Source organism: Prauserella muralis (assembly GCF_003202285.1).
GTDB lineage: Bacteria > Actinomycetota > Actinomycetes > Mycobacteriales > Pseudonocardiaceae > Prauserella_B > Prauserella_B muralis.
The window spans coordinates 319456-339272 of sequence record NZ_MASW01000001.1; the positions used below are offsets into that span (position 1 = coordinate 319456).

The following is a 19817-nucleotide window of genomic DNA, read 5'->3' on the forward strand; positions in this document are numbered from 1 at the left end:
GCGCACCGGGTTCAGGCGGGCTGCTTCGCCGGCTTCTTGTCGCCGGCGGCGGGCGCCGCCTGCTCCTCGGCCTCGGCTTCGGGTGAGGGACCGAGGCGCTCGATCGCCTCCTGCAGCGCGGTGTGGCTGGCGGCGAGCCGCTCGGCGACCTTGCCGCGCAGGGCCAGTGCCTCGGTGCGCTTGGCGTTGGCCTCGGCGAGCTTGCGCTCGGCCTCGGCGATCATCTGGTCGGCCTGCTGCTTGGCGGTGGACCGCAGCTCGTTCGCCACGCGCTCGGCCTCGGCCTTCGCGGCCGCGATCTCCTCGCTGGACTTCTTCTCCGCCGCCGCGATCTTCTCGGCCGAGGTCTTCTCGTTGGCCGCGATGGTCTCCGCCGACGTCTTCTCGTTGGCCGCGACCTTCTCGGCGGACGCCTTCTCCGCGGCGGCGATCTTCTCGGCCGAGGCCTTCTCGGCCGCCGCGCGCCGCTCCTCGGCCTCCTTGTCGAGCTGGTTGCGGCGCTGCTCGGCCTCCTTGCCGAGCTGCTCGGCGTCGGCACGCGCCTTCTCCCGCGTCTTGTCGGCGTAGGAGTCGGCGGCCGACCTCGTCGCGGCGGCCTCGTCCTCCGCCTTCTTCCGCAGGTCGGCGATCTCCTCCTCGGCGAGCTGCATCATCGTCTTGACGCGCTCGCTCATGGCGGCGGGCCCCGAGGGATCCTCGACCATGCGGGTCAGGGCGGCCTTGGCGTCCGCGAGCTCCTGCTGTGCGTAGCTCAGTGCCTTGGTGAGGTCGGTGACCGACGCGCTGACGTCGTCCCGGCTGCGCGTGAGCTGCTTGAGCTCGGCGGCCACCTTCTTGACGTACTCGTCGACCTGGACCTGGTCATAGCCGCGGAAGACGGTCGTGAACTGGGATGGTTTGGTGGGGTTGGGGGATGCTCCGGCTTCTGCCATTCGGCAACCTTAATGAGTCCTCAGGCCGAATCCCATACCTCCAAACGGACGCATTCTGCCGGCGCCCGATACTGTGCGTGCAGCGGTCGGCGACGCAGGGAGGAGGTCCGAAATGGACGCGGTGCTGGCCGACCTCGCGGCGCACTGGCCGCTGTACGCCGCCATCCCGTTCGTCGCCGCCCTGATCGGCTACGTCACCAAGCGCGTCGCCATCGAGATGATGTTCCGGCCGCTGGAGTTCGTGGGTGTCCCCGGCACCGTTCTCGGCTGGCAGGGCGTCGTGCCGCGCCACGGTGGCCGGATGGCGGCGATCGCCACCGACCTGCTCACCGCCAACCTGCTCGACATCTCCGACGTCTTCGCCAGGATCGATCCGGAGCGCATCACGCGCGAGATCGAGCAGCCGCTGCTGCGGTCGGTGGACGAGATCGCCAGGGAGGTGCTGCGCGAGTGCCATCCGCGGCTGTGGGAACGGCTGCCCGCGATGGCCCGCGACCTGCTGGTCAAGCAGCTCCAGGCGTCCTCGCCGCAGCTGGTGCGCAGGCTGGTGGACGAGCTGCGCGAGAACCTCGACGACGTCCTCGACGTCAAGCACATGACCGTGCAGCAGCTCACCAGGGACAAGGCGCTGCTGGTGCGGCTCATCCGGGAGACGTCCCGGCCGGAGATGGCGTTCATCGCCCGCTCCGGCATCTACTTCGGCTTCGTGCTCGGCGTGGTGCAGTCGGTGGTCTGGGCACTGACCAAGGAGCCGTGGGTCATGCCGATCTTCGGCGCCAGCATCGGCCTGCTCACCGACTGGCTCGCCATCAAGCTGATCTTCGTGCCGAGGGAGCCGGTGCGGCTGTTCAACCGGTTCACGCTGCAGGGCAAGTTCCAGCGCCGCCGCGCCGAGGTGGCCCGCCAGTACGGGGAGCTGATCGCGCGCGAGGTGCTCACGGTGCCCAACCTGATGAACGCGCTGCTCCGGGGCCCGCGCTCCGACCGGCTGATGCTGATGATCCGGCGCATGGTCGCCGAGGCGGTCGACACGCAGGCCGCCGCCGCGCGGCCGCTGGTGAGCGTGGCGATCGGCGACCAGCGGCTGGCCGAGATGAAACAGGCCGCCGCCGAGCGGGCCATCCGGCGCCTTCCGGACACCGTCTCGCACGCCGAGGGCTACCTGACCACGGCCATGGACGTGGCGAACATGGTCGAGGAGCGGATGCTGCGCCTGACCCCCGTGGAGTACGAGGGCCTGTTGCGCCCGGCGTTCCGCCAGGACGAGTGGAAGCTCATCGCCGTTGGCGGGGTGATCGGCTTCGTCGTCGGTGAACTCCAGGTGCTGCTGATGCTGCACTGACGGGACGGCGCCGCGTCCCCTCGAACGCCCGGCGGCGAGCCGAAGGGCACCTTGGGTACCCGGTTGGTACCGAAGGTGTCCTTGGGCTCGGTTCGGCGCGAAACCCTGTGTACCGGCCACACGGCGGGCCGCCGATGGATACCGTTGGGCCGTGACGAACCGCGAGCAGCAGTTGCCTGCGGTGCACGAGGCGTGGCTGCCGAGGGAACACGCACTGCACCGCCCCCGCCACGGCGGGCGCCAGCTCACCGCCCTGATCAGTGCACTGGTCTTCTTCGTCACCCCGGCCCTGATGTGGGTGTTCGGGGCCCGCCCCGGCGAGATCGAGAACCACCGGCTGGCCGGCTTCCCGGCCGTCACCGAGGGCTGGGGCCTCTTCACCGGCCTGCCCGCGTGGGCCACCGACCACCTGGTCTTCCGCGCCGGGGCGATCGAGGCCGCCGACGCCATCAGCAGGGGCCTGTTCGGTGAGCCCGCACCGTTCGACCAGGGCGGCGACACCGGTCCGCTGCCGGGCACACCTGCCCCCGGCACGGGAGGGACCGGCGGCACGGGCGGCCCGAGCCCCTCCGACAGCGACGCGGGCTACCGCCGGGTGCTCGAGGGCAGGGACAACTGGCTGTACTACGGCAGGGACGTCGAAGCCAAGTGCGAGCCCACCCGCCCGTTCGCCCAGACGCTGCAGGGCATCGACCGCCTGCGCCAGGCCGTGGAGGCATCGGGGCGCCGGTTCGTTCTCACGGTCGCGCCGGACAAGACGACGATGGTTCCGCAGAACCTGCCGGGCTCCTACGCGGGCAAGGAGTGCTCGGCAGCCGCCACCTCGCGGCTCTGGCAGCTCATCGACGAGCACACCGACGCCGTGGACCTGCGGCCTGCCCTGGCCGAACTGCAGGCTCGGATGGGCAAGCCCGTCTACTACCCCAACGACACCCACTGGATGGACGAGGGCGCACTGGCGATGACCCGCGTGCTCGCCGAGGCGGTCCAGCCGGGGATCACGGACTCCTGGGTCGTCGAGGGCGACGGCTGGATCACCGCGGGCGCCGACCTGCCGCCGATGATCGGCAGGAGCGAGCAGAAGACGACCATCAAGTACGACCTGCGCCCCGACGGCGAGACCGACCGCACGAGGGACCAGCTGCCGCACCTGGAGGAGCCGGTTCACCAGACGGCGCCACCCATGGACGGCACGGTCAACGACCCCGCGCTCGTACTGGGCGACTCGTTCACGCTGGCGTCGTCGCGCTACCTGCCCGCGGCGTTCAGCGACCTGACGATCCTCGGCTACGCGACGATGGGCGAGGACCTGCAGGCCGCGGTCGACGCCTTCGTCAACGCCGACGTGGTCGTGGTGGAGGTCGTGGAGCGCTCGATGGCCGACGGCAGGCTCCCGTTCACGGACCCGGCGTTCATCGACAAGGTCGGCAGGGCTATGGCCGAGCGGCCGGTGCGCTGACCACGGGCTCGGCGGGCTCCGCGGGCCCGCCCGGCCTTGCCCGGCTTCGCAGCGCGGCGACCGCGCGGCACACCAGATAGATGGTGAACGCGATCGCGGTGACGAAGAAACTCACCGGAACGCCGGGGGCGAGCGAGAGCACGATGCCGCCCACGGCGGCGACCTCGGCGAAGACGACCGCGAGCACCGTCGCCCGCGCCGGGCTTGCCGTGACCCTGGCGGCCGCGGCCGCGGGCGTCACCATGAGCGCCACCACGAGCAGTGCCCCGACGATCTGCACACCCAGCGCCGAGGCGATGCCCACCAGCACGGCGAACACGAGCGACAGAACGTTCACCGGCACCCCGCGCGCCACGGCGACGCCGGGGTCGACGCTGGCGAACAGCAGCGGACGGTAGATCACGGCGAGCACGGCCAGCACCACCACCGCCGAGACGATCAGCGCCGCGAGGTCGGCGAAGTCGACGGCGACAATCTGCCCGACGAGGATGCCGAACTTGTTGACCGACCGGCCCGGGTACAGCCAGAGCAGCAGGACCCCCACGCCCAGCCCGAACGACAGGATCACCCCGATCACGGAGTCGCGGTCGTGTTCGCGGGAGCCGAGCAGCCCCAGCAGCAGCGCGGCCACGACGGCGCCCGCCAGCGCGCCGTAGCTGACGCCGATGCCCAGCAGCAGCGCGGCGGCCGCGCCGGTGAAGGCCAGTTCGGCGGTGCCGTGCACGGCGAAGGACATCCTGCGCATCACGATCAGCGGCCCGAGCAGCCCGGCGACGAGGCCGAGCACGGCCGCCGCGAGCAGCGCCGTCTGCACGAAGTCCAGCCCAAGCAGGCGCGCGGTGAGCTCGAGGTCGAACATCTTCTCCATGGCCGCTACGACACCCGCTCGCTCTCGTGGTGGTGCACCTCGTCCTCGCACAGCGCGCTCTGCGCGCCCGCGACGTGGAACTGCCCGCCGACCTTGATCACCTCGACCCGGGTGCCGTACAGCTCGGTGAGCGTGGCCGAGTTCATCACCTCGTCGGGCTTGCCGACGCGGAACTGACCGTTGACCAGATACAGCACGCGGTCCACATAGGCCAGGATCGGGTTGATCTCGTGGGTCACGAACAGCACCGCGGTGCCCGCGGTGCGCCTGCGCTGGTCGATCAGCTCGCTGACGATGCGCTGGTGGGTGAGGTCGAGTGAGGCCAGCGGCTCGTCACAGAGCAGCAGCTCGGGCTCGCCGACCAGCGCCTGCGCCACCCGCAGCCGCTGCAGCTCGCCCCCGGACAGCCTGCCGATGGGTGAGGCTGCGTACGACGTGGCGCCGACGGCCTCGACCGCCGAGGCGACCAGCCGTCTGCGCCTGCGCAGGCCCAGCAGGCCGGTGCCCCACCGGTGCCCGTCGAGGCCGAGACCGACGAGGTCGGTGCCGCGCAGCGTGAGCCCCTGGTCGGCGGAGCGCTGCTGCGGGATGTAGCCGACCCGGCGGTTGGCACCGCCGGGCGGCTCGCCGGCGACCCGCGCCCTGCCCGCCGTGAGCGGCTGCAGCCCGAGCAGCACGCGCAGCAAGCTGGTCTTTCCCGACCCGTTGGGGCCCAGGACGGCGAGGAACTCGCCGGGGGCGACGTCGAGATCGAGCGCCGACCACAGGGTGCGGTCGCCGAACCCGAGCGCCGCGCCCCTGATCTCGACGGGTGTGCTCATCTACTTGCTCAGTGCTCCTGCCAACGCGTCCACCTGGCCGCTCATCCAGGCAATGTAGCCGGTGGTGCCCTCGGGCAGGGTCTCGGTCACGTCGACGACGGCGAGCCCGGCGCCGCGCGCTTCGCCGATGACCTTCTCGGTGGCCGGGGTGACCGTCTGGACGTTGTTGACCACGGCGTCCACCTTCCTGCCGGAGACCAGCTCCAGCATCTCCTGCTGCGCGGCCACGGGAACGTCGGTCTCGTTCTCGACCGCCTCGGCGAAGTCGCGCGGCGTGGCGTCGGTGACCTTCGCGGCCTCCAGGAGGTAGTGGGCGACCGGCTCGGTCGCGACGACCCTGCTGTCCGGGTGCCGGGTGCCGATGTCCGAGATCCGCGTCTCGAGCTGGGCCAGCTCGGTCTTGAACGACTCCGCGTTGGCCGTGTAGGCCTGCCTGCCCTGCGGGTCGGCCTCGCCGAGGCGCGTGGCGACGGCGTCGGCGACCTGCTCGACGGTGTGCAGGTCGTACCAGACGTGCTCGTTCACCTCGCCGTGCTCGTGCCCGTGGCCGCCCTCGTCGGCGTGGCCTTCCTCGGCGTGGCTCTCGTGGCTCTCGGGGCTCTCCTCGGAGTGACCTTCTCCGGCGTCGTCGCCCTTGCCGGAGAGGTCGAACGCCACGACCTTCCTGGCGTCCGGAGCCTGCTCGGCGAGCTGGCCGAAGAACTCGTCGTAGCCGCCGCCGTTGTAGACGAGCAGCTGCGCCGACTGGGCGTCGGCGGCGTCCTCGGCACTGGCCTCGTAGGAGTGCGGGTCGCCGGAGGGATCGTCGATGATCGACTTGACGGCCACCCGGTCGCCGCCCACGGCGCTGACGACGCTGCCCCAGACGTTGGTCGAGGCGACCACCTGGATCTTGCCCTCGCCGCCGGACTGCCCGCCGCTCTCGCCGCCGTCGCCACCACCGCACGCGGCGAGGGCGAGTGCCGTCACAGCGGCGGTCGCCACCACGGGGAACAGGCGCCTCGCACGGGACGCTCTCATCGACAACCACACTCCGTCAGTCGGGACCAGTCACTATCAGTGTAGATAATGGAAACCATTGTCAGATGAAACATACCCCATCCGGACGGCGAACCCACAGCTCAGCGATGAGTGCCACGACACAGCGTCAGATGTGACGCACACTGGGTAGAGCTTTGGCATCCCCATCTGAACCGTTACGGTTTGTTCATGAACCGGCCGATACGGACCCGGCGGCAGGCGACGCTCGCGTCACTCGCCGCCGAGCTGGGCGTGTCCAGGACAACGGTGTCGAACGCGTACAACCGGCCGGACCAGCTGTCACCCGAGCTGCGCAGGCGCGTGCTGGAGACGGCGCGCCGCCTCGGCTACCCGGGCCCCGACCCGGTGGCCCGGTCGCTGCGCACCCGCAAGGCCGGGGCCGTGGGCCTGCTGCTCACCGAGAACCTGTCCTACGCCTTCCGCGACCCCGCCGCCGTCGGTGTACTGGAGGGGCTGGCACTGGCCTGTGAGGACGCCGGGGTGGGTCTGCATCTCGTGCCGGCCAGCCCCGGCCGCGAGGACAGGGAGACCACGGCCGCCGTGCACCGCGCGGGCGTCGACGGCTTCGTCGTCTACTCGGTGCCCGACGACGACCCGCACCTGGCCGCCGTGCTCCAGCGCCCGGTGCCCACCGTGATCGTCGACCAGCCGCAGATCGACGGCGTCGACCGGGTCGGGCCCGACGACGCCTCGGCCACCGCGACGCTCGCCGGGCACCTGGTGGAGCTCGGGCACCGGCAGGTCGGGGTGCTGTGCATGCGGCTCGCCCGCGACCGCAACGACGGCTTCGTGCCGATCTCGCGCCAGCAGGAGGCGCACTACCACGTGCAGCGCACCCGCCTGGCCACGCTCGCGGACACGTTCGAGGCGGCGGGCGTGGACTGGCAGAGCGTGCCGGTCGTGGAACGGTTCGAGCACACCGTGGACGACGGCGCCTCGGCAGCCCGGCAGTTGCTCGACGCCTACCCGAGGGTGACGGCGCTGATCTGCACCTCGGACATCCTCGCGCTCGGCGCGATGGCCGAGGCGGGCAGGCGCGGTCTGCGCGTGCCCGCGGACCTGACGATCACCGGCTTCGACGGCATCGCCGAGGCCACGCGCGCCGGGCTCACGACCGTCCACCAGCCGGTGCTGGAGAAGGGCAAGGCTGCGGGCAGGCTGCTGCTCGGCGCGGGCGATCGCGTGACGCCCAAGGTCATCACCCTGCCCACCGAGCTGAGGGTGGGCACGACGTCGGCGCCCCCGAGGACCGCCGAGGAGCGCTGGTTCGGGCCGTGATGCCGCCGGCGTGGCGTCTTCCTATAGACAATGCGTGATACCCTTGAAGCGTGGACGGCACCTCCGGCTCGCTGCTTCGCGAAGCGCGACGCCGGGCGCGACTCTCACAAAACGACCTGGCGAGACGCGCCGGTGTGGCGCAGTCAGTCATCAGCGCCTACGAATCGAACCGCCGAGAGCCCGGGATCCGCATGTTGAACAGGCTGATCGAGGCGACAGGCCACGAGTTGTCAGTCGAGCTGATTCCCGCCCCGCGCGGCAGGCTGGGGCTTCCTGACACCCGGCTGGGCCGCCGCCTGCGCCGCCACCGCCGCACGGTCCTCGAACTGGCCGCTCAGCGAGGAGCTCGAAACGTCCGGGTTTTCGGCAGTGTCGCGCGTGGCGAGGACACCGCGGACAGCGACATCGACCTACTGATGGATCTTGACGACAACGTCGGCCTGGTCGCGTTGGCAGGGCTGAAGAGAGAGCTCGCCGAACTGCTCGGCGTCGATGTCGATGTCGTTCCCGCCTCGACACTGAAACGGGCCATCAGGGATCAGGTTCTCGCGGAGGCAATCTCGCTGTGAGCCGGCACAACGACCAGCGCTTGGCTGACATCCTGGCTGCCGCAGCCGCCATAGAGGACCATGTCAGTCGCGGCGGCCTCGATGACGGCCTCGTCTTCGACGCCGTGCGAATCCGCCTGCTCGAGATCGGTGAGGCCGTCAAAGCCATCGACCGTGGACTCCTCGCCCATGAACCCGATGTCCCCTGGGTCGACATCGCTGCGATGCGCAACCACCTCGCACATCGTTATTTCGACACTGCGCACGCCATCGTCCAGGCCACCATCACCGAGGATCTGCCTCCGCTCGTCGCAGCCGTTGAGCGGCTCCTCGAGGAGACCACACGTCGCCGACTGTGAACTTGCGGCACCCCCGAGGACCGCCGAGGAGCGCTGGTTCGGACCGTGATGCCGCCGGCGTGGCGAGCCCAAGGGCACCCTGGGTACCCACCAGGCACCCGCGGTGCCCTTCGGCTCGGCGCCGAGCGCACGACCACGGCCGTCACGCGGCTGGTGACGTTCATCCGGATCGACTTGTGCCCGCGCCCCGGGATCGCTGGAATGGACCGCATGGCCGCGATCGACCTGCTGCTCAAGCGCAATGCCGAACTGAAGGACGCCGTGCGCGGGGACCGCTCCTCGCCGCGTCCTTCCCTCCACGTCGCGATCCTGACCTGCATGGACGCGCGCATCCGCGTGTTCGAGCTGTTCGGGCTGCTGCAGGGCGAGTCGCACGTACTGCGCAACGCGGGCGGCGTGGTGACCGACGACATGATCCGGTCGCTCGCGCTCAGCCAGCGCAAGCTCGGCACCAAGGAGGTGCTGATCGTGCAGCACACCGAGTGCGGCCTCAACGCCGTCACGGAGGACAGCTTCAAGGACGAGCTGGAGGCCGACACGGGCATCCGGCCGCCGTGGGCCGTCGAGGCGTTCCGCGACGTGCACGACAACGTCCGGCAGTCCATCCGCCGGGTACGCACCAGCCAGTACCTGCCGCACACCGACGTGGTGCGGGGGTTCGTCTACGACGTGCGCACCGGCCAGCTCACCGAGGTGTCCTAGCCACCACCCCACGGGCGGCCCAGGCCGCCGCTGCTGTAATGGGGCCGTGCCCATCTCTTCCGACGTCCTGATCGACTGGTTCGCCGAGCAGGGGCGCGACCTGCCGTGGCGCCGCCCCGGCTGCACCCCGTGGGGCGTGCTCGTCAGCGAGATCATGCTCCAGCAGACGCCCGTGGCCAGGGTGCAGCCGATCTGGGAGGAGTGGCTGGCGCGCTGGCCGCGCCCCTCGGCGCTGGCCGCCGCCGGCCAGGGCGAGGTGCTGCGTGCCTGGGGCAGGCTCGGCTACCCCCGCCGTGCGCTGCGCCTGCACGCCGCCGCCGACGCCATCGCCCGCGAGCACGGCGACGAGGTTCCCTCCGACGTCGACACACTGCTGGCGCTGCCCGGAATCGGCGCCTACACCGCCCGCGCCGTCGCCGCGTTCGCCTACGGCAGGCGGGCGCCCGTGGTGGACACCAACGTCCGGCGCGTGGTGGCCAGGGCCGTGCACGGCGCGGGCGACGCGGGCCCGCCCTCGAACACCCGGGACATGGCCGACGTCGAGGCGCTCCTTCCCGCCGGGGACGCCCGCGCGGCCCGGTTCTCCGCCGCGCTGATGGAGCTCGGCGCGCTCGTGTGCACGGCGCGCTCGCCCCGCTGTGCCGACTGTCCCCTGACCGAGGGGTGCGCGTGGCAGCACGCGGGCAGGCCGGCCTACGCGGGCCCGGCCAAGCCGGTGCAGCGGTACGCGGGCACCGACCGGTACGTCCGCGGGCTGCTGCTGGAGGTGCTGCGCAGCACCAGCGAGCCGGTGGAGAAGAGCCGCCTGGACATCGTGTGGTCGCAGGCAGGGCAGCGCGACCGCTGCCTCGACTCGCTGCTGGTCGACGGTCTCGTGGAACAGACCGCCGACGGCAGGTTCGCCCTTCCCGGCGAACATTGACCCGAAGTGCTGATTTCTTGTTAGCGTTTTCCCTCCGGAGAGCGAGGGAGATCGACATGGCTGACAAGCCTGGACTCGACCGGCGCGCGCTGTTCAAGGGGGGTCTGGCCGTCACCGCCGCCGCGGTGCCCGCACTGTCCGCCCTCTCCGCGGTCCCTGCCCATGCCGCGGGCTCGCGCAAGGTCGCGGAACCGGTCATCTACGGCACGACCGACTGGGGAGCCCGGCCGCCGAACGGCCCCATCGACGTCATCGACCGCAAGCCCACCTACATCGTCGTCCACCACACCGTCGAGCCCGGCAACACCGACGACTACTCGCGGGAGCGAGCGTTCCGCATCTCCCGCGACATCCAGAACTTCCACATGGACACCCGGGGCTGGCTGGACTCGGGCCAGCAGTTCACCAACAGCCGTGGCGGCCACATCACCGAGGGCAGGCACCGCAGCCTGGAGATCCTGCGCGGTGGCGAGCAGCACGTGGTCGGCGCCAACGTCGGTGGTCACAACAGCGAGGTCATCGGCATCGAGAACGAGGGCCTCTACACCGAGGTCGACGTGCCGAGGGCGCTGTGGGACTCGCTGGTCGGGCTGGTCGCCTACATGGCCGACCAGTACGGGATCCCGCCGGAGCTCATCCGCGGGCACCGCGACTTCAACTCGACCCAGTGCCCCGGCGACGTGCTGTACGCGCGGCTGCCGGAACTGCGGGAGGCCGTCGCGGGGTTGCTGGGCGTGCGGGTGAGCCAGCCGGGACAGTGGCCGCTGCTGCGGCCCGGCGACACCGGCGAGCACGTGCTGCTCGCCCAGCGGCTGTTGCGGGAGCGGGGAGCCGACGTCGAGGCCGACGGCGTGTTCGGTCCCGCGACGCGCGAGGCGGTGGCCGCCTTCGCCGAGGCCAACGGCGTCGCGGGGCCGACCTGCCACGGCTCGGCGCACGCCGGCGAACGGGGCTTCCTCGGCGCCGACATCTGGCCACTGCTGGGCGTTTCCCAGGCGCGGCTCGCGAGCTGACCCGTACGGCACCGAGCCCAAGGGCACCGCGGGTACACAATGCGAGCCCACGGTGCCCTTCGGCTCGGCCGCTACCGGCGATCGCGGCCGCCTCGGGTCAGCGGGCCAGGACCTCGGAGAGGAACGCCTCCACCGCGCCCCGGTACTCCTGCGGTGCGTCGTCGTGCACCACGTGCCCGGCACCGGGGATCACCACGTGCCTGCCGCCGGGCACGCGGCCGGCCAGCTCGGCCTGCTGCCCGGCAGGCATCGCCGTGTCACCGGCCTCCACCACCAGCAGCGGGCACCGCACCTTGTCCACAAAGGACCAATAGTCGCGGCGGCCCCACTCGGCGGCGATCTCGTAGAGGTCCTCGAGGTCGGCGATCAGGTGGTAGCCGTCGGCACGCTCCTCGACGCACTCGGCGAAGTAGTCGCCGGTGCTGCCGAAGAACTCCCGCACGTGCGCGAGGCACGTGAACGGCACCGGCCACGACTCGAAGTACCCGCGCCACGTCTCCACGGTCCGGCCGCGCTGGTCCGGCGCCATGTCCTCCACCACAACCGCGCGCACCAGCTCCGGGTGGGTCGCCGCGAGCACCCACGCGTGCAGCCCGCCCATCGAGTGGCCGATCACCACGGCCGGGCCCTCGCCGAGGCCGGTCACCAGCTCGGCCACGTCGGCGACGAAGTCCTCGGTGCTCCAGGGCCCGTCCCGCCGGGCGCGACCGTGGCCCCGCGCGTCCAGGCCCACGACGTGCCCGTACGCGGTGAGCCAGCGCGCGACCCGCCACCACGTCGTGGCGCGGCCCATCAGGCCGTGCAGCAGCACGATCGGCTGTCCCTCGCCGCCGAAGTCAACCAGGCCCTCACGGGGATGCATCTAGGCTCTCTTCCCATGCTCAACCGTCGCGTGCGGACAGTCCTGCTCACCGGTCTGGTCTGCACCCTAGCCGCGTGCACGGCACCGCAGCCCGAACGCCAGGAGCGGACAACCCCGCCCGCGCCGGAGGGGCCCGCACCGGGCGCGGCGGGGATCGGCGACCCGTACTACCCCACCGACGGCAACGGCGGCTACGACGCCACCGACTACGCGGTTTCCGTGCGCTATCAGCCCCGCACGGGGCGGCTCGACGGCGACACGACGGTCACCGCCACGGCCACGCACACGCTGACGCGGTTCAACCTCGACCTGCGCGGTTTCACGGTCGCCTCGGTGGAGGTCGACGGGCAGCGCGCGGAGTTCACCCGGCGCGGCGCCCACGAGCTGGTGGTCACCCCGGCCCGGCAGGTGGCCGAGGGCCAGGCGTTCCGCACCCGCGTGCGCTACCACGGCAGGCCGCAGAGCGCGTCCAGCGCGCAGCTCGGCGGCAACGGCTGGCACCGCACACCCTCCGGCGCGGCCTTCGTCCTCGGCGAGCCGCATTCGGCGTCGTACTGGTATCCGGTGAACGAGCATCCCAGGGACAAGGCGCCGTTCCGGCTCACGGTGCGCGTGCCCGAGGGCTGGTCGGCGGTGTCGATCGGGCGGCAGGGCCGCACCACCACCGGGCAGGGCTGGACCACCACGACGTGGACCGAGCCAGACCCGGTGGCCAGCTACCTGACCACGCTGGCGGTGGACCGGTTCACCGTCGACCGCCGCAGGCTCGCCGACGGCACGCCCGTGCTCGACGCCTACGCGCCCGGCGCCGAGGGCATCCGCGGCGACGCCCGCAGGGTCGGCGAGATCATCGAGTTCCTCTCCGGCTGGTTCGGCGAGTACCCGGCCACCGTGGCGGGCGGGATCTATCTCGGCGAGGACATCGGCTACTCGCTGGAGACCCAGGGCAGGCCCACCTACACCCGCTCGGCCGGCCTGGAAACGATCGTGCACGAGCTGGCCCACCAGTGGTACGGCAACACCGTTTCGGTCCAGTCGTGGGCCGACATCTGCCTCAACGAATGCCTCGCCAGCTACTCGCAGTGGCTCTGGGCGGAGGGCAAGCAGGGCGACGACCTGGACGCCCGCTACCACCGAGCACTCGACCGGCTCGCCGAGGACCAGGGCTTCTGGGCACCGAGGCTGTACGACATGGGCGCGGGCAACGAGTTCACCGGCGTCTACGACAAGGGCATCCTCGCCATCCACGCGCTGCGCAGGCAGATCGGCGAGGATGTCTTCGGCCGGGTACTGCGGGAGTTCCCCGCACGGCACCGCGACGCCAACGCGAGCTGGCCCGAGTTCGAGCGCTATGTCGGCCGCGTGTCCGGGCAGGATCTGCGCGAGTTCTTCGACGCCTGGTTCCGCGGTACCGAGCGGCCCGGTGACGAGTACCTCCTTCCCGGCTCGCTGGGCCGCTGAGCCCTACCCTGAACCCATGGCTGTTGTGAAGATCAACGCGATCGAGGTGCCCGAGGGCGCGGGGCCGGAACTGGAGAAGCGCTTCGCCGCGCGGCTGCACGCCGTGGACTCGCAGCCCGGCTTCCTCGGCTTCGAGCTGCTCCGGCCCGTCTCCGGGGAGAACCGCTACTTCGTCTACACCAAGTGGGAGTCGGAGGAGCACTTCCAGGCGTGGGCGGAGGGCCCCGCGAAGGAGGCGCACGCAGGCGAGCGGTCCAAGCCGGTGGCCAGCGGCGCGAGCCTGCTGGAGTTCGAGGTCGTGCAGAGCTCGGTGCCCGCGACGGAGTGAGGGCCGAGCTGGAGCGCGCCGCGACGCTGATCGCGGACGCCGACGCGCTGCTCATCTGCGCGGGCGCGGGCATGGGCGTCGACTCGGGCCTCCCGGACTTCCGGGGCAGCGAGGGTTTCTGGCAGGCCTACCCGCCCTATGCCCGGCTCGGCCTGAACTTCGCCGAGCTGGCCGACCCCCGCCACTTCGCGGACGATCCCGAACTGGCGTGGGGCTTCTACGGTCACCGGCTGCACCTGTACCGGCGGACCGTGCCGCACGAGGGGTTCCGGCTGCTGCGGGAGTGGGGCGAGGCCAGACCCGGCGGGGTGCACGTCTTCACGTCCAACGTCGACGGGCAGTTCCAGAAGGCCGGGTTCGGCCAGGTCGCCGAGGTGCACGGCTCGATCCACCACCTGCAGTGCCTCGCCCGCTGCGGCGACGACATCTGGCCTGCCGACGACGTCGAGGTGGACGTGGACGAGGACACCATGCGGGCGAGGCCACCGCTGCCGTCGTGCCTGCGGTGTGGCGGCCCCGCGCGGCCCAACATCCTCATGTTCGGCGACCTCGACTGGCTGCCGGAGCGCACCGAGCGCCAGCTCGACGCACTGCGCGCCTGGCGGCGCGAGCACCCCAGGGCGGCGGTGGTGTAGCTGGGCGCGGGCCGGGCGGTGCCGACCGTGCGCAGGCAGGCGGAGCTGGCCAGCGCCGCCACCGCCGCGCTGGTCCGCATCAACCCGAGGGAGCCGGAGGTCCGGCACGGCCGCGGCGTCTCGCTGCCCCTCGGCGCGCTGGACGCCCTCACCCGGATCGACGCGCTGCTGTCCTGACGTCGCCGCCGTGCCAGCGGGCTGACAGCGCGCTGTGCGCGGGCTGCCAGCGACCGCGCGCATCGTGGCAGGCATGAACGACGACATCGCGATCCGGGCCGAGGGCCTGGTCAAGCGCTACCGGGAGACCACGGCGCTCGCGGGCGTGGACCTGGAGGTGCCCACCGGCACCGTGCTCGGCGTGCTCGGGCCCAACGGCGCGGGCAAGACCACCGCCGTGCGCATCCTCGCCACCCTGCTGCAGGCCGACGCCGGGCACGCCACCGTCTGCGGCCATGACGTGCGCCGCGACCCGGTTGGGGTGCGCTCGGTCATCGGGCTCACCGGCCAGTACGCGTCGGTGGACGAGGACCTGACCGGCGCCGAGAACCTGACGCTCATCGGCAGGCTGCTCGACCTGCCGAAGGCCGCCGCCCGCGCCCGCGCCGCCGAGCTGCTGGACCGGTTCGAGCTCACCGGCGCGGGCGGGCGGGCCATCAAGACGTACTCGGGCGGCATGCGCAGGCGGCTCGACCTCGCGGCGAGCCTCGTCGGCAGGCCGAGGGTGCTGTACCTCGACGAGCCGACCACGGGCCTCGACCCGCACGCCCGCAACGAGGTGTGGCAGGTGGTGCGCGGCCTGGTCGACGAGGGCGCCACCGCGCTGCTCACCACGCAGTACCTGGAGGAGGCCGACCAGCTGGCCGACCGCATCACCGTGTTCGACCACGGCCGGGTGGTCGCCGACGGCCGCTCCGACGAGCTGAAGCGCCGCGTCGGCGGCCAGACGCTGCAGGTGCGCCCCACCGTGCGCTCCGACCTCGACCTGGTCGAGCGCATCCTCGCCGAGCTCACCGGCGCCTCCCCGGCCCGCGACGACGACGCCGCGCTGCTCACGGCGCCGGTGTCCGACCCCACCCTGCTGTCGGCCATGGTCCGCCGGCTCGACGAGGCCGGCATCACCGCCGACGAGCTGGCCCTGCGCCTGCCGAGCCTCGACGAGGTGTTCCTCGCCCTCACCGGCGACGCCGCCACCCGGCCCGCCGAACCCGAAAGGAGCCTGGTGTGACCACGCTCGCAGCCCCGCCCGCGACGCGGATCGGCGCGGCCAAGGCCCTGCGGCACGGGCTGACACTCGCCCGGCGCGGCGTACTCAAGATCGCCAAGAACCCCGAACAGCTGGCCGACGTCACGATCATGCCGATCCTGTTCCTGGTCATGTTCGTGTACCTGTTCGGCGGCGCCATCTCCGGGGACACGAGCAGCTACCTGCAGCTCGTGGTGCCCGGCATCATGGTCATGACCACCATCCAGGCCAGCGTCACGGTCGGCATCGCGCTGAACACCGACGTCAGCAAGGGCGTGTTCGACCGGTTCCGCAGCCTGCCGATCGCCCGCTCGGCGCCGCTGATCGGCGCGGTGCTCGCCGATCTCGTCCGCTACCTCGTGTGCCTGGTGGTGCTGCTGGTCGTGGCCACGATCATGGGCTATCGGGTGGGCACCAGCGTCGCGGCGATCCCGGTCGCGATGGCGCTGATGATGGCGTTCGGGCTCGCGTTCTGCTGGATCGCCGTGTGGGTCGGCATGCTCGTGCCCAACCCGGGCACCGTGCAGGGGCTCATGGCGGTGCTCATCATCCCGGTGAGCTTCGGCAGCAACATCTTCGTGCCGAGCGAGACCATGCCCGGCTGGCTGCAGGCGTGGTCGGACGTCAACCCGGTGAGCCTGCTCGCCGACACACTGCGCGGGCTGCTCAACGGTGGCCCGGTCGCCGGGCCGCTGCTGGGTGCGCTCGCCTGGATGGCGGCGATCCTGGCGGTGTTCTTCCCGCTCGCCATGCGGGCCTACCGCAAGCGGCTCGCCTGATCGGCCTGCTCACGCAGGACACGCACCGCGTCCTCCCTCGGCAGCCGGGCCGCCTCGTCGTAGGCGGCCCGGTAGCGCCGCAGGCCGAGGTCGGTCACCAGCCGCTCCGTCAGCTCGCGCAGCTCGGGGCTGCCGTGGTCGAAGACACCGCGGATCGCGTGGCTCAGCCCGAGCGCCGCGGCGGCCTCCTCCGGGCTGCCCTCCTGGTGGCGCAGGCCCGCGAGCAGCTCCGCCGCTCTCGCGGTGTCGGGCATGTCTCCCCGCCCTGCCGCGGCCTGCACCGTCTCGGCCAGGGCCTGCCTGGCCTCGGCCGTCCTGCCCTCCGACAGCAGCAGGGCCGTCTCGGCCGTCGCCAGCCATTCGCGGCCGACACCGCTGCCGAAGTCGAGGGTGGTCATCGCCCTGCCGATGTCGTCCAGCAACCGGTGGGCGTGCGCGAAGTCGCCGGTGCGCCGGGCCAGCTCCACGGCGGTCAGCTCCACGTACACCTGCACCTGGCGCTGACCCACCCCGGCCGCGATGCGGCGGGCCTCGTCGAGGCCGCGCCGTGCCGACTCGATGTCGTCGTGCCGCAGATGCTCCTCGACCGCCCGCAGGGACAGCTGCACCGCGTCGTCGCCGGTGCCCAGTTCCATGGCGACGGCACGCCCGCGCTCGAGGGCGTCCAGGGCGGCGGCGTGATCGCCCCGCAGTGTGTGGCCCTGGGCCTTCATCGCCAGCGTCATGGCCTGTCCCCAGCGGTCGCCGACCGCGGTGAACCCGCGCAGTACCTCGTCGCGGATCCGCTGGGCGCCGGCCAGGTCACCGACGTCGTCCAGCCGGAGCGCCTCGGCCCAGCGCGCGACCGTCCGGGCCCAGGGGTCGGGATGGGCCAGCGCGCGGTCGAGTTCCTCGCGTACCAACTCGCTGTTCCTGCTCAGCAGTGCCAGCATCGGCAGCACGACCGCCAGTCCCGGGTAGCGCTCGGCCGCCCTCGTGTGACGGCAGTTCTCGGCGACCTCGCGCACCTCGGGGGCCCCGGGAGCGCAGCCGAGAAAGTCCAGCAGAGTGCGAAACGCCTCGATCGCCGAGCGGGCGGGGCACCGGTCGCCGTCGGCCCGGCTGAGCACCTCGTTCAGCAGCCGCACCGGCTGGCCGATGATGCGGGTCAGCACCCAGTACCAGCACAGGGCCGCCGCGATCCGGTACGCGGTGTCGGCATCGTTCGCGTCCAGCGCGGCGCGCAGGGCCGTGATGAGGTTGCCGTGCTCGGTGTCGAGCAAGGCCAGTGCGCCGACCTGGCCCTCGCCGCGCAGGGCCGGTTCCTGCTCCTCGGCCACCCGCAGGAAGTACGCGGCGAAGCGCTCCGTCACCGCCGCCGTCTCGCCTGCCTCGGCCAGTCGCTCCCGCGCGTACGCGCGAATGGTCTCCAGCATCCGGTACCGGGGCTGGTCGGCGAGTTCACCGACCTGCTCGACGATCGACTTCTCCACCAGGGAGCCGAGCAGGTACACGATGTCGGCCTCCGGCAGACCGTCGTCGGCGCAGACGGCCTCCGCCGCGGCCGTCGTCGCGCCGCCGGTGAAGACCGCGAGCCTGCGGGCGAGCATGCGTTCGGGCTCGTCCAGCAGGTCCCAGCTCCATTCGACCACCGCGCGCAGGGTCCGCTGCCGGGGCAGGGCGATCCGGCTCCCGGACGTCAGCAGCCGGAACCGGTCGTCGAGATGCTTGGCGACGTGGGCCGGCGGCATCGACCGCAGCCGTGCCGCGGCCAGCTCCAGCGCGAGGGGCATCCCGTCGAGCCGGGTGCAGATCTCCACGACGGCCGCGGTCGAGTCGTCGTCGAGCGTGAACCCTGGCCGCACGGCGGCGGCGCGGTCCACGAACAGCCGCACGGCGGCGGATCCGGCCGCCTCGGCGGGCTCCGCGTCCGCAGGGGGCAGCTCCAGCGGCCCCACCGGCACGAGCTGTTCGCCACCGATCGCCAGCGCCTCCCTGCTCGTGGCCAGGATGCGCAGCGCGGGCAGCCGCGAGAGCAGGTCGTGCGCGAGCCGGGCGGCGGCATCGACCACGTGCTCGCAGTTGTCGAGCACCAGCAGCGCCTCACCTCCCCGCAGCGCCTCCACCGCCAGGTCGATCGCCTCCGCGGAGGCGTCGGGCGCCGGGGCGGTGTGCAGCCTGCGCGGCTCCAGCGTGCCGAGCACCGCGCCCGGCACGTCGCGCTCGTCCCGGACACCGGCCAGCGGCACGAACCACACCCGCCCGCGTTCGTGAGCCGGGTGGCGTGCGGCGGTCTCGACGGCAAGGCGGGTCTTGCCCGCCCCACCGGGCCCGGTGAGCGTCACGAGCCGCGCCTCGGACAACAGCCGCGCGAGCGTGGCCAGCTCGCGCTCCCTGCCGATGAAGCTCGTCAGCCGGCCCGGAAGCTCGGTCCCGGCGAGCCCGGGCGGGGCAGGTGGCGCCGGGCTCGGCGTGGCAGGCGACTCGCCGCGCAGGACAGCGAGGTGGGCCTCGGCCAGCTCCGTCGAGGGGTCGATGCCGAGCTCGTCGGCCAGCGTCACGCGGACCCGCTCGTAGGCGGCCAGCGCCTCCGACTGCCTGCCCGCCGCGGCCAGCGCCCGGATGTGCAGGGCCGCCAGCCGTTCCCGCAGCGGATGCTCCGCCGCGGCGGTCTCCAGGTCGGCCAGCACCTGGGCGTGCCTGCCCAGGCGCAGCTTGGCGTCGAAGAGGTCCTCGGCTGTGCTCAGCCGCAGTTCGGCGAGCCGGGCGGCGGGAGCCCGCGCGAACGGAGCGCCCGCCGCGTCGGCGAGTGGCTCACCCGCGAAGACATCGAGGGCGCTGGTGAGCAGCTCGGCCGCTTCGGCGGCGCGGCCGGCGGCCAGCTCGCGTGCGCCGTGCGCGGCGAGTTCCTCGAAGCGGTGCACGTCCACGTCGCCGGGCTCCACGGCGAGCAGGTAACCGGTGCCGGTGGAGCGCACGAGGTCGGAACCGAGGGCCTTGCGCAGCCGCGACACGAGTGACTGGAGGGCGTTGGCGGCGTCCGACGGCGGGTCACCGCCCCACAGCCCGTCGACGAGCGCCTCCGTGCTGACGCCGCGCCCGGCGTCGAGCGCGAGCCGGGTGAGCAGCATGCGCAGCCGGGAGCCGCCGACGGCCACCGGGGTGGCGTCGGCGCCGGTGACCCGCAGCGGGCCGAGCAACGCTATCCGCACGGGTCAAGCTTTCCAGAAAGACGCCGACGCCCC

Annotated in this window: 18 protein-coding genes and 1 pseudogene; 13 read left to right on the forward strand and 6 right to left on the reverse strand. The window is 72.3% G+C overall.

Going from position 1 to position 19817, the window contains the following annotated elements; genetic code table 11:
• Window positions 1-11: 11 nt before the first annotated feature.
• On the reverse strand, window positions 12-932 hold the full coding sequence (locus BAY60_RS02385) for a DivIVA domain-containing protein (RefSeq protein ID WP_112279173.1): 921 nt from the start codon (window positions 930-932) through the stop codon (window positions 12-14).
• Window positions 933-1044: 112 nt separating this feature from the next.
• Between BAY60_RS02385 and BAY60_RS02390 the strand changes: the two genes are divergently transcribed.
• Both BAY60_RS02390 and BAY60_RS02395 read left to right on the forward strand, forming a co-directional pair.
• On the forward strand, window positions 1045-2274 hold the full coding sequence (locus tag BAY60_RS02390) for a DUF445 domain-containing protein (protein WP_112279174.1): 1230 nt from the start codon (window positions 1045-1047) through the stop codon (window positions 2272-2274).
• Window positions 2275-2425: 151 nt separating this feature from the next.
• Window positions 2426-3733, forward strand: coding sequence for an alginate O-acetyltransferase AlgX-related protein (locus BAY60_RS02395; RefSeq protein ID WP_112279175.1), 1308 nt, complete (start codon window positions 2426-2428; stop codon window positions 3731-3733).
• Here the strand turns inward: BAY60_RS02395 and BAY60_RS02400 are convergent.
• The 3 genes from BAY60_RS02400 to BAY60_RS02410 are packed head-to-tail and all read right to left on the reverse strand — an operon-like array spanning window position 3708 to window position 6442.
• The gene (locus tag BAY60_RS02400) at window positions 3708-4601 is read right to left on the reverse strand and encodes a metal ABC transporter permease (RefSeq protein ID WP_112279176.1); all 894 of its coding nucleotides are present in this window, start codon (window positions 4599-4601) and stop codon (window positions 3708-3710) included. The genes BAY60_RS02395 and BAY60_RS02400 overlap by 26 nt on opposite strands.
• Before the next feature lie 5 nt (window positions 4602-4606).
• The gene (locus BAY60_RS02405; RefSeq protein WP_112279177.1) at window positions 4607-5422 is read right to left on the reverse strand and encodes a metal ABC transporter ATP-binding protein; all 816 of its coding nucleotides are present in this window, start codon (window positions 5420-5422) and stop codon (window positions 4607-4609) included.
• Window positions 5423-6442 (reverse strand): metal ABC transporter solute-binding protein, Zn/Mn family, encoded by a 1020-nt coding sequence (locus BAY60_RS02410; RefSeq protein WP_112279178.1) that lies wholly within the window; start codon window positions 6440-6442, stop codon window positions 5423-5425.
• A 189-nt stretch (window positions 6443-6631) separates the two neighbouring features.
• Here BAY60_RS02410 and BAY60_RS02415 point away from each other — a divergent pair, with 189 nt between their 5' ends.
• The 6 genes from BAY60_RS02415 (at window position 6632) to BAY60_RS02440 (ending at window position 11285) form a co-directional block, all read left to right on the forward strand.
• A complete protein-coding gene (locus BAY60_RS02415) occupies window positions 6632-7741 on the forward strand; it encodes a LacI family DNA-binding transcriptional regulator (protein WP_112279179.1) in 1110 nt (369 codons plus the stop codon).
• A gap of 50 nt (window positions 7742-7791) precedes the next feature.
• On the forward strand, window positions 7792-8310 hold the full coding sequence (locus BAY60_RS02420) for a nucleotidyltransferase family protein (protein ID WP_245992278.1): 519 nt from the start codon (window positions 7792-7794) through the stop codon (window positions 8308-8310).
• Window positions 8307-8648 (forward strand): HepT-like ribonuclease domain-containing protein, encoded by a 342-nt coding sequence (locus BAY60_RS02425; protein WP_112279180.1) that lies wholly within the window; start codon window positions 8307-8309, stop codon window positions 8646-8648. Before BAY60_RS02420 ends, BAY60_RS02425 begins: the two co-directional genes overlap by 4 nt.
• Window positions 8649-8858: 210 nt before the next feature.
• Window positions 8859-9350 carry a beta-class carbonic anhydrase gene (locus tag BAY60_RS02430; protein WP_112280661.1) on the forward strand — a complete coding sequence of 164 codons (492 nt, stop codon included), beginning with the start codon at window positions 8859-8861 and terminating at the stop codon, window positions 9348-9350.
• A 46-nt stretch (window positions 9351-9396) separates the two neighbouring features.
• Window positions 9397-10272 (forward strand): HhH-GPD family protein, encoded by an 876-nt coding sequence (locus tag BAY60_RS02435; RefSeq protein ID WP_112279181.1) that lies wholly within the window; start codon window positions 9397-9399, stop codon window positions 10270-10272.
• Between the two features lie 56 nt (window positions 10273-10328).
• A complete protein-coding gene (locus tag BAY60_RS02440) occupies window positions 10329-11285 on the forward strand; it encodes a peptidoglycan recognition protein family protein (RefSeq protein WP_112279182.1) in 957 nt (318 codons plus the stop codon).
• 97 nt (window positions 11286-11382) lie between these two features.
• On the opposite strand, the gene BAY60_RS02445 is transcribed toward BAY60_RS02440, so the two are convergent.
• The gene (locus tag BAY60_RS02445) at window positions 11383-12147 is read right to left on the reverse strand and encodes an alpha/beta fold hydrolase (RefSeq protein WP_112279183.1); all 765 of its coding nucleotides are present in this window, start codon (window positions 12145-12147) and stop codon (window positions 11383-11385) included.
• A 15-nt stretch (window positions 12148-12162) separates the two neighbouring features.
• Between BAY60_RS02445 and BAY60_RS02450 the strand changes: the two genes are divergently transcribed.
• From BAY60_RS02450 to BAY60_RS02470, 5 genes and pseudogenes are all read left to right on the forward strand, one after another.
• Complete coding sequence (locus tag BAY60_RS02450; RefSeq protein ID WP_112279184.1) at window positions 12163-13608, forward strand: M1 family metallopeptidase; 1446 nt, start codon at window positions 12163-12165, stop codon at window positions 13606-13608.
• 16 nt (window positions 13609-13624) lie between these two features.
• The gene (locus BAY60_RS02455) at window positions 13625-13936 is read left to right on the forward strand and encodes an antibiotic biosynthesis monooxygenase family protein (RefSeq protein WP_112279185.1); all 312 of its coding nucleotides are present in this window, start codon (window positions 13625-13627) and stop codon (window positions 13934-13936) included.
• Window positions 13933-14748 (forward strand): annotated as a pseudogene (locus tag BAY60_RS02460) (SIR2 family NAD-dependent protein deacylase). Before BAY60_RS02455 ends, BAY60_RS02460 begins: the two are co-directional and overlap by 4 nt.
• Window positions 14749-14821: 73 nt before the next feature.
• Complete coding sequence (locus BAY60_RS02465) at window positions 14822-15796, forward strand: ATP-binding cassette domain-containing protein (RefSeq protein WP_112279186.1); 975 nt, start codon at window positions 14822-14824, stop codon at window positions 15794-15796.
• Window positions 15793-16593, forward strand: coding sequence for an ABC transporter permease (locus tag BAY60_RS02470; protein WP_112279187.1), 801 nt, complete (start codon window positions 15793-15795; stop codon window positions 16591-16593). Before BAY60_RS02465 ends, BAY60_RS02470 begins: the two co-directional genes overlap by 4 nt.
• On the opposite strand, the gene BAY60_RS02475 is transcribed toward BAY60_RS02470, so the two are convergent.
• Window positions 16572-19784, reverse strand: a complete 3213-nt coding sequence (locus BAY60_RS02475) for an AfsR/SARP family transcriptional regulator (protein WP_112279188.1) — start codon at window positions 19782-19784, stop codon at window positions 16572-16574. The genes BAY60_RS02470 and BAY60_RS02475 overlap by 22 nt on opposite strands.
• Between the last annotated feature and the right edge of the window lie 33 nt (window positions 19785-19817).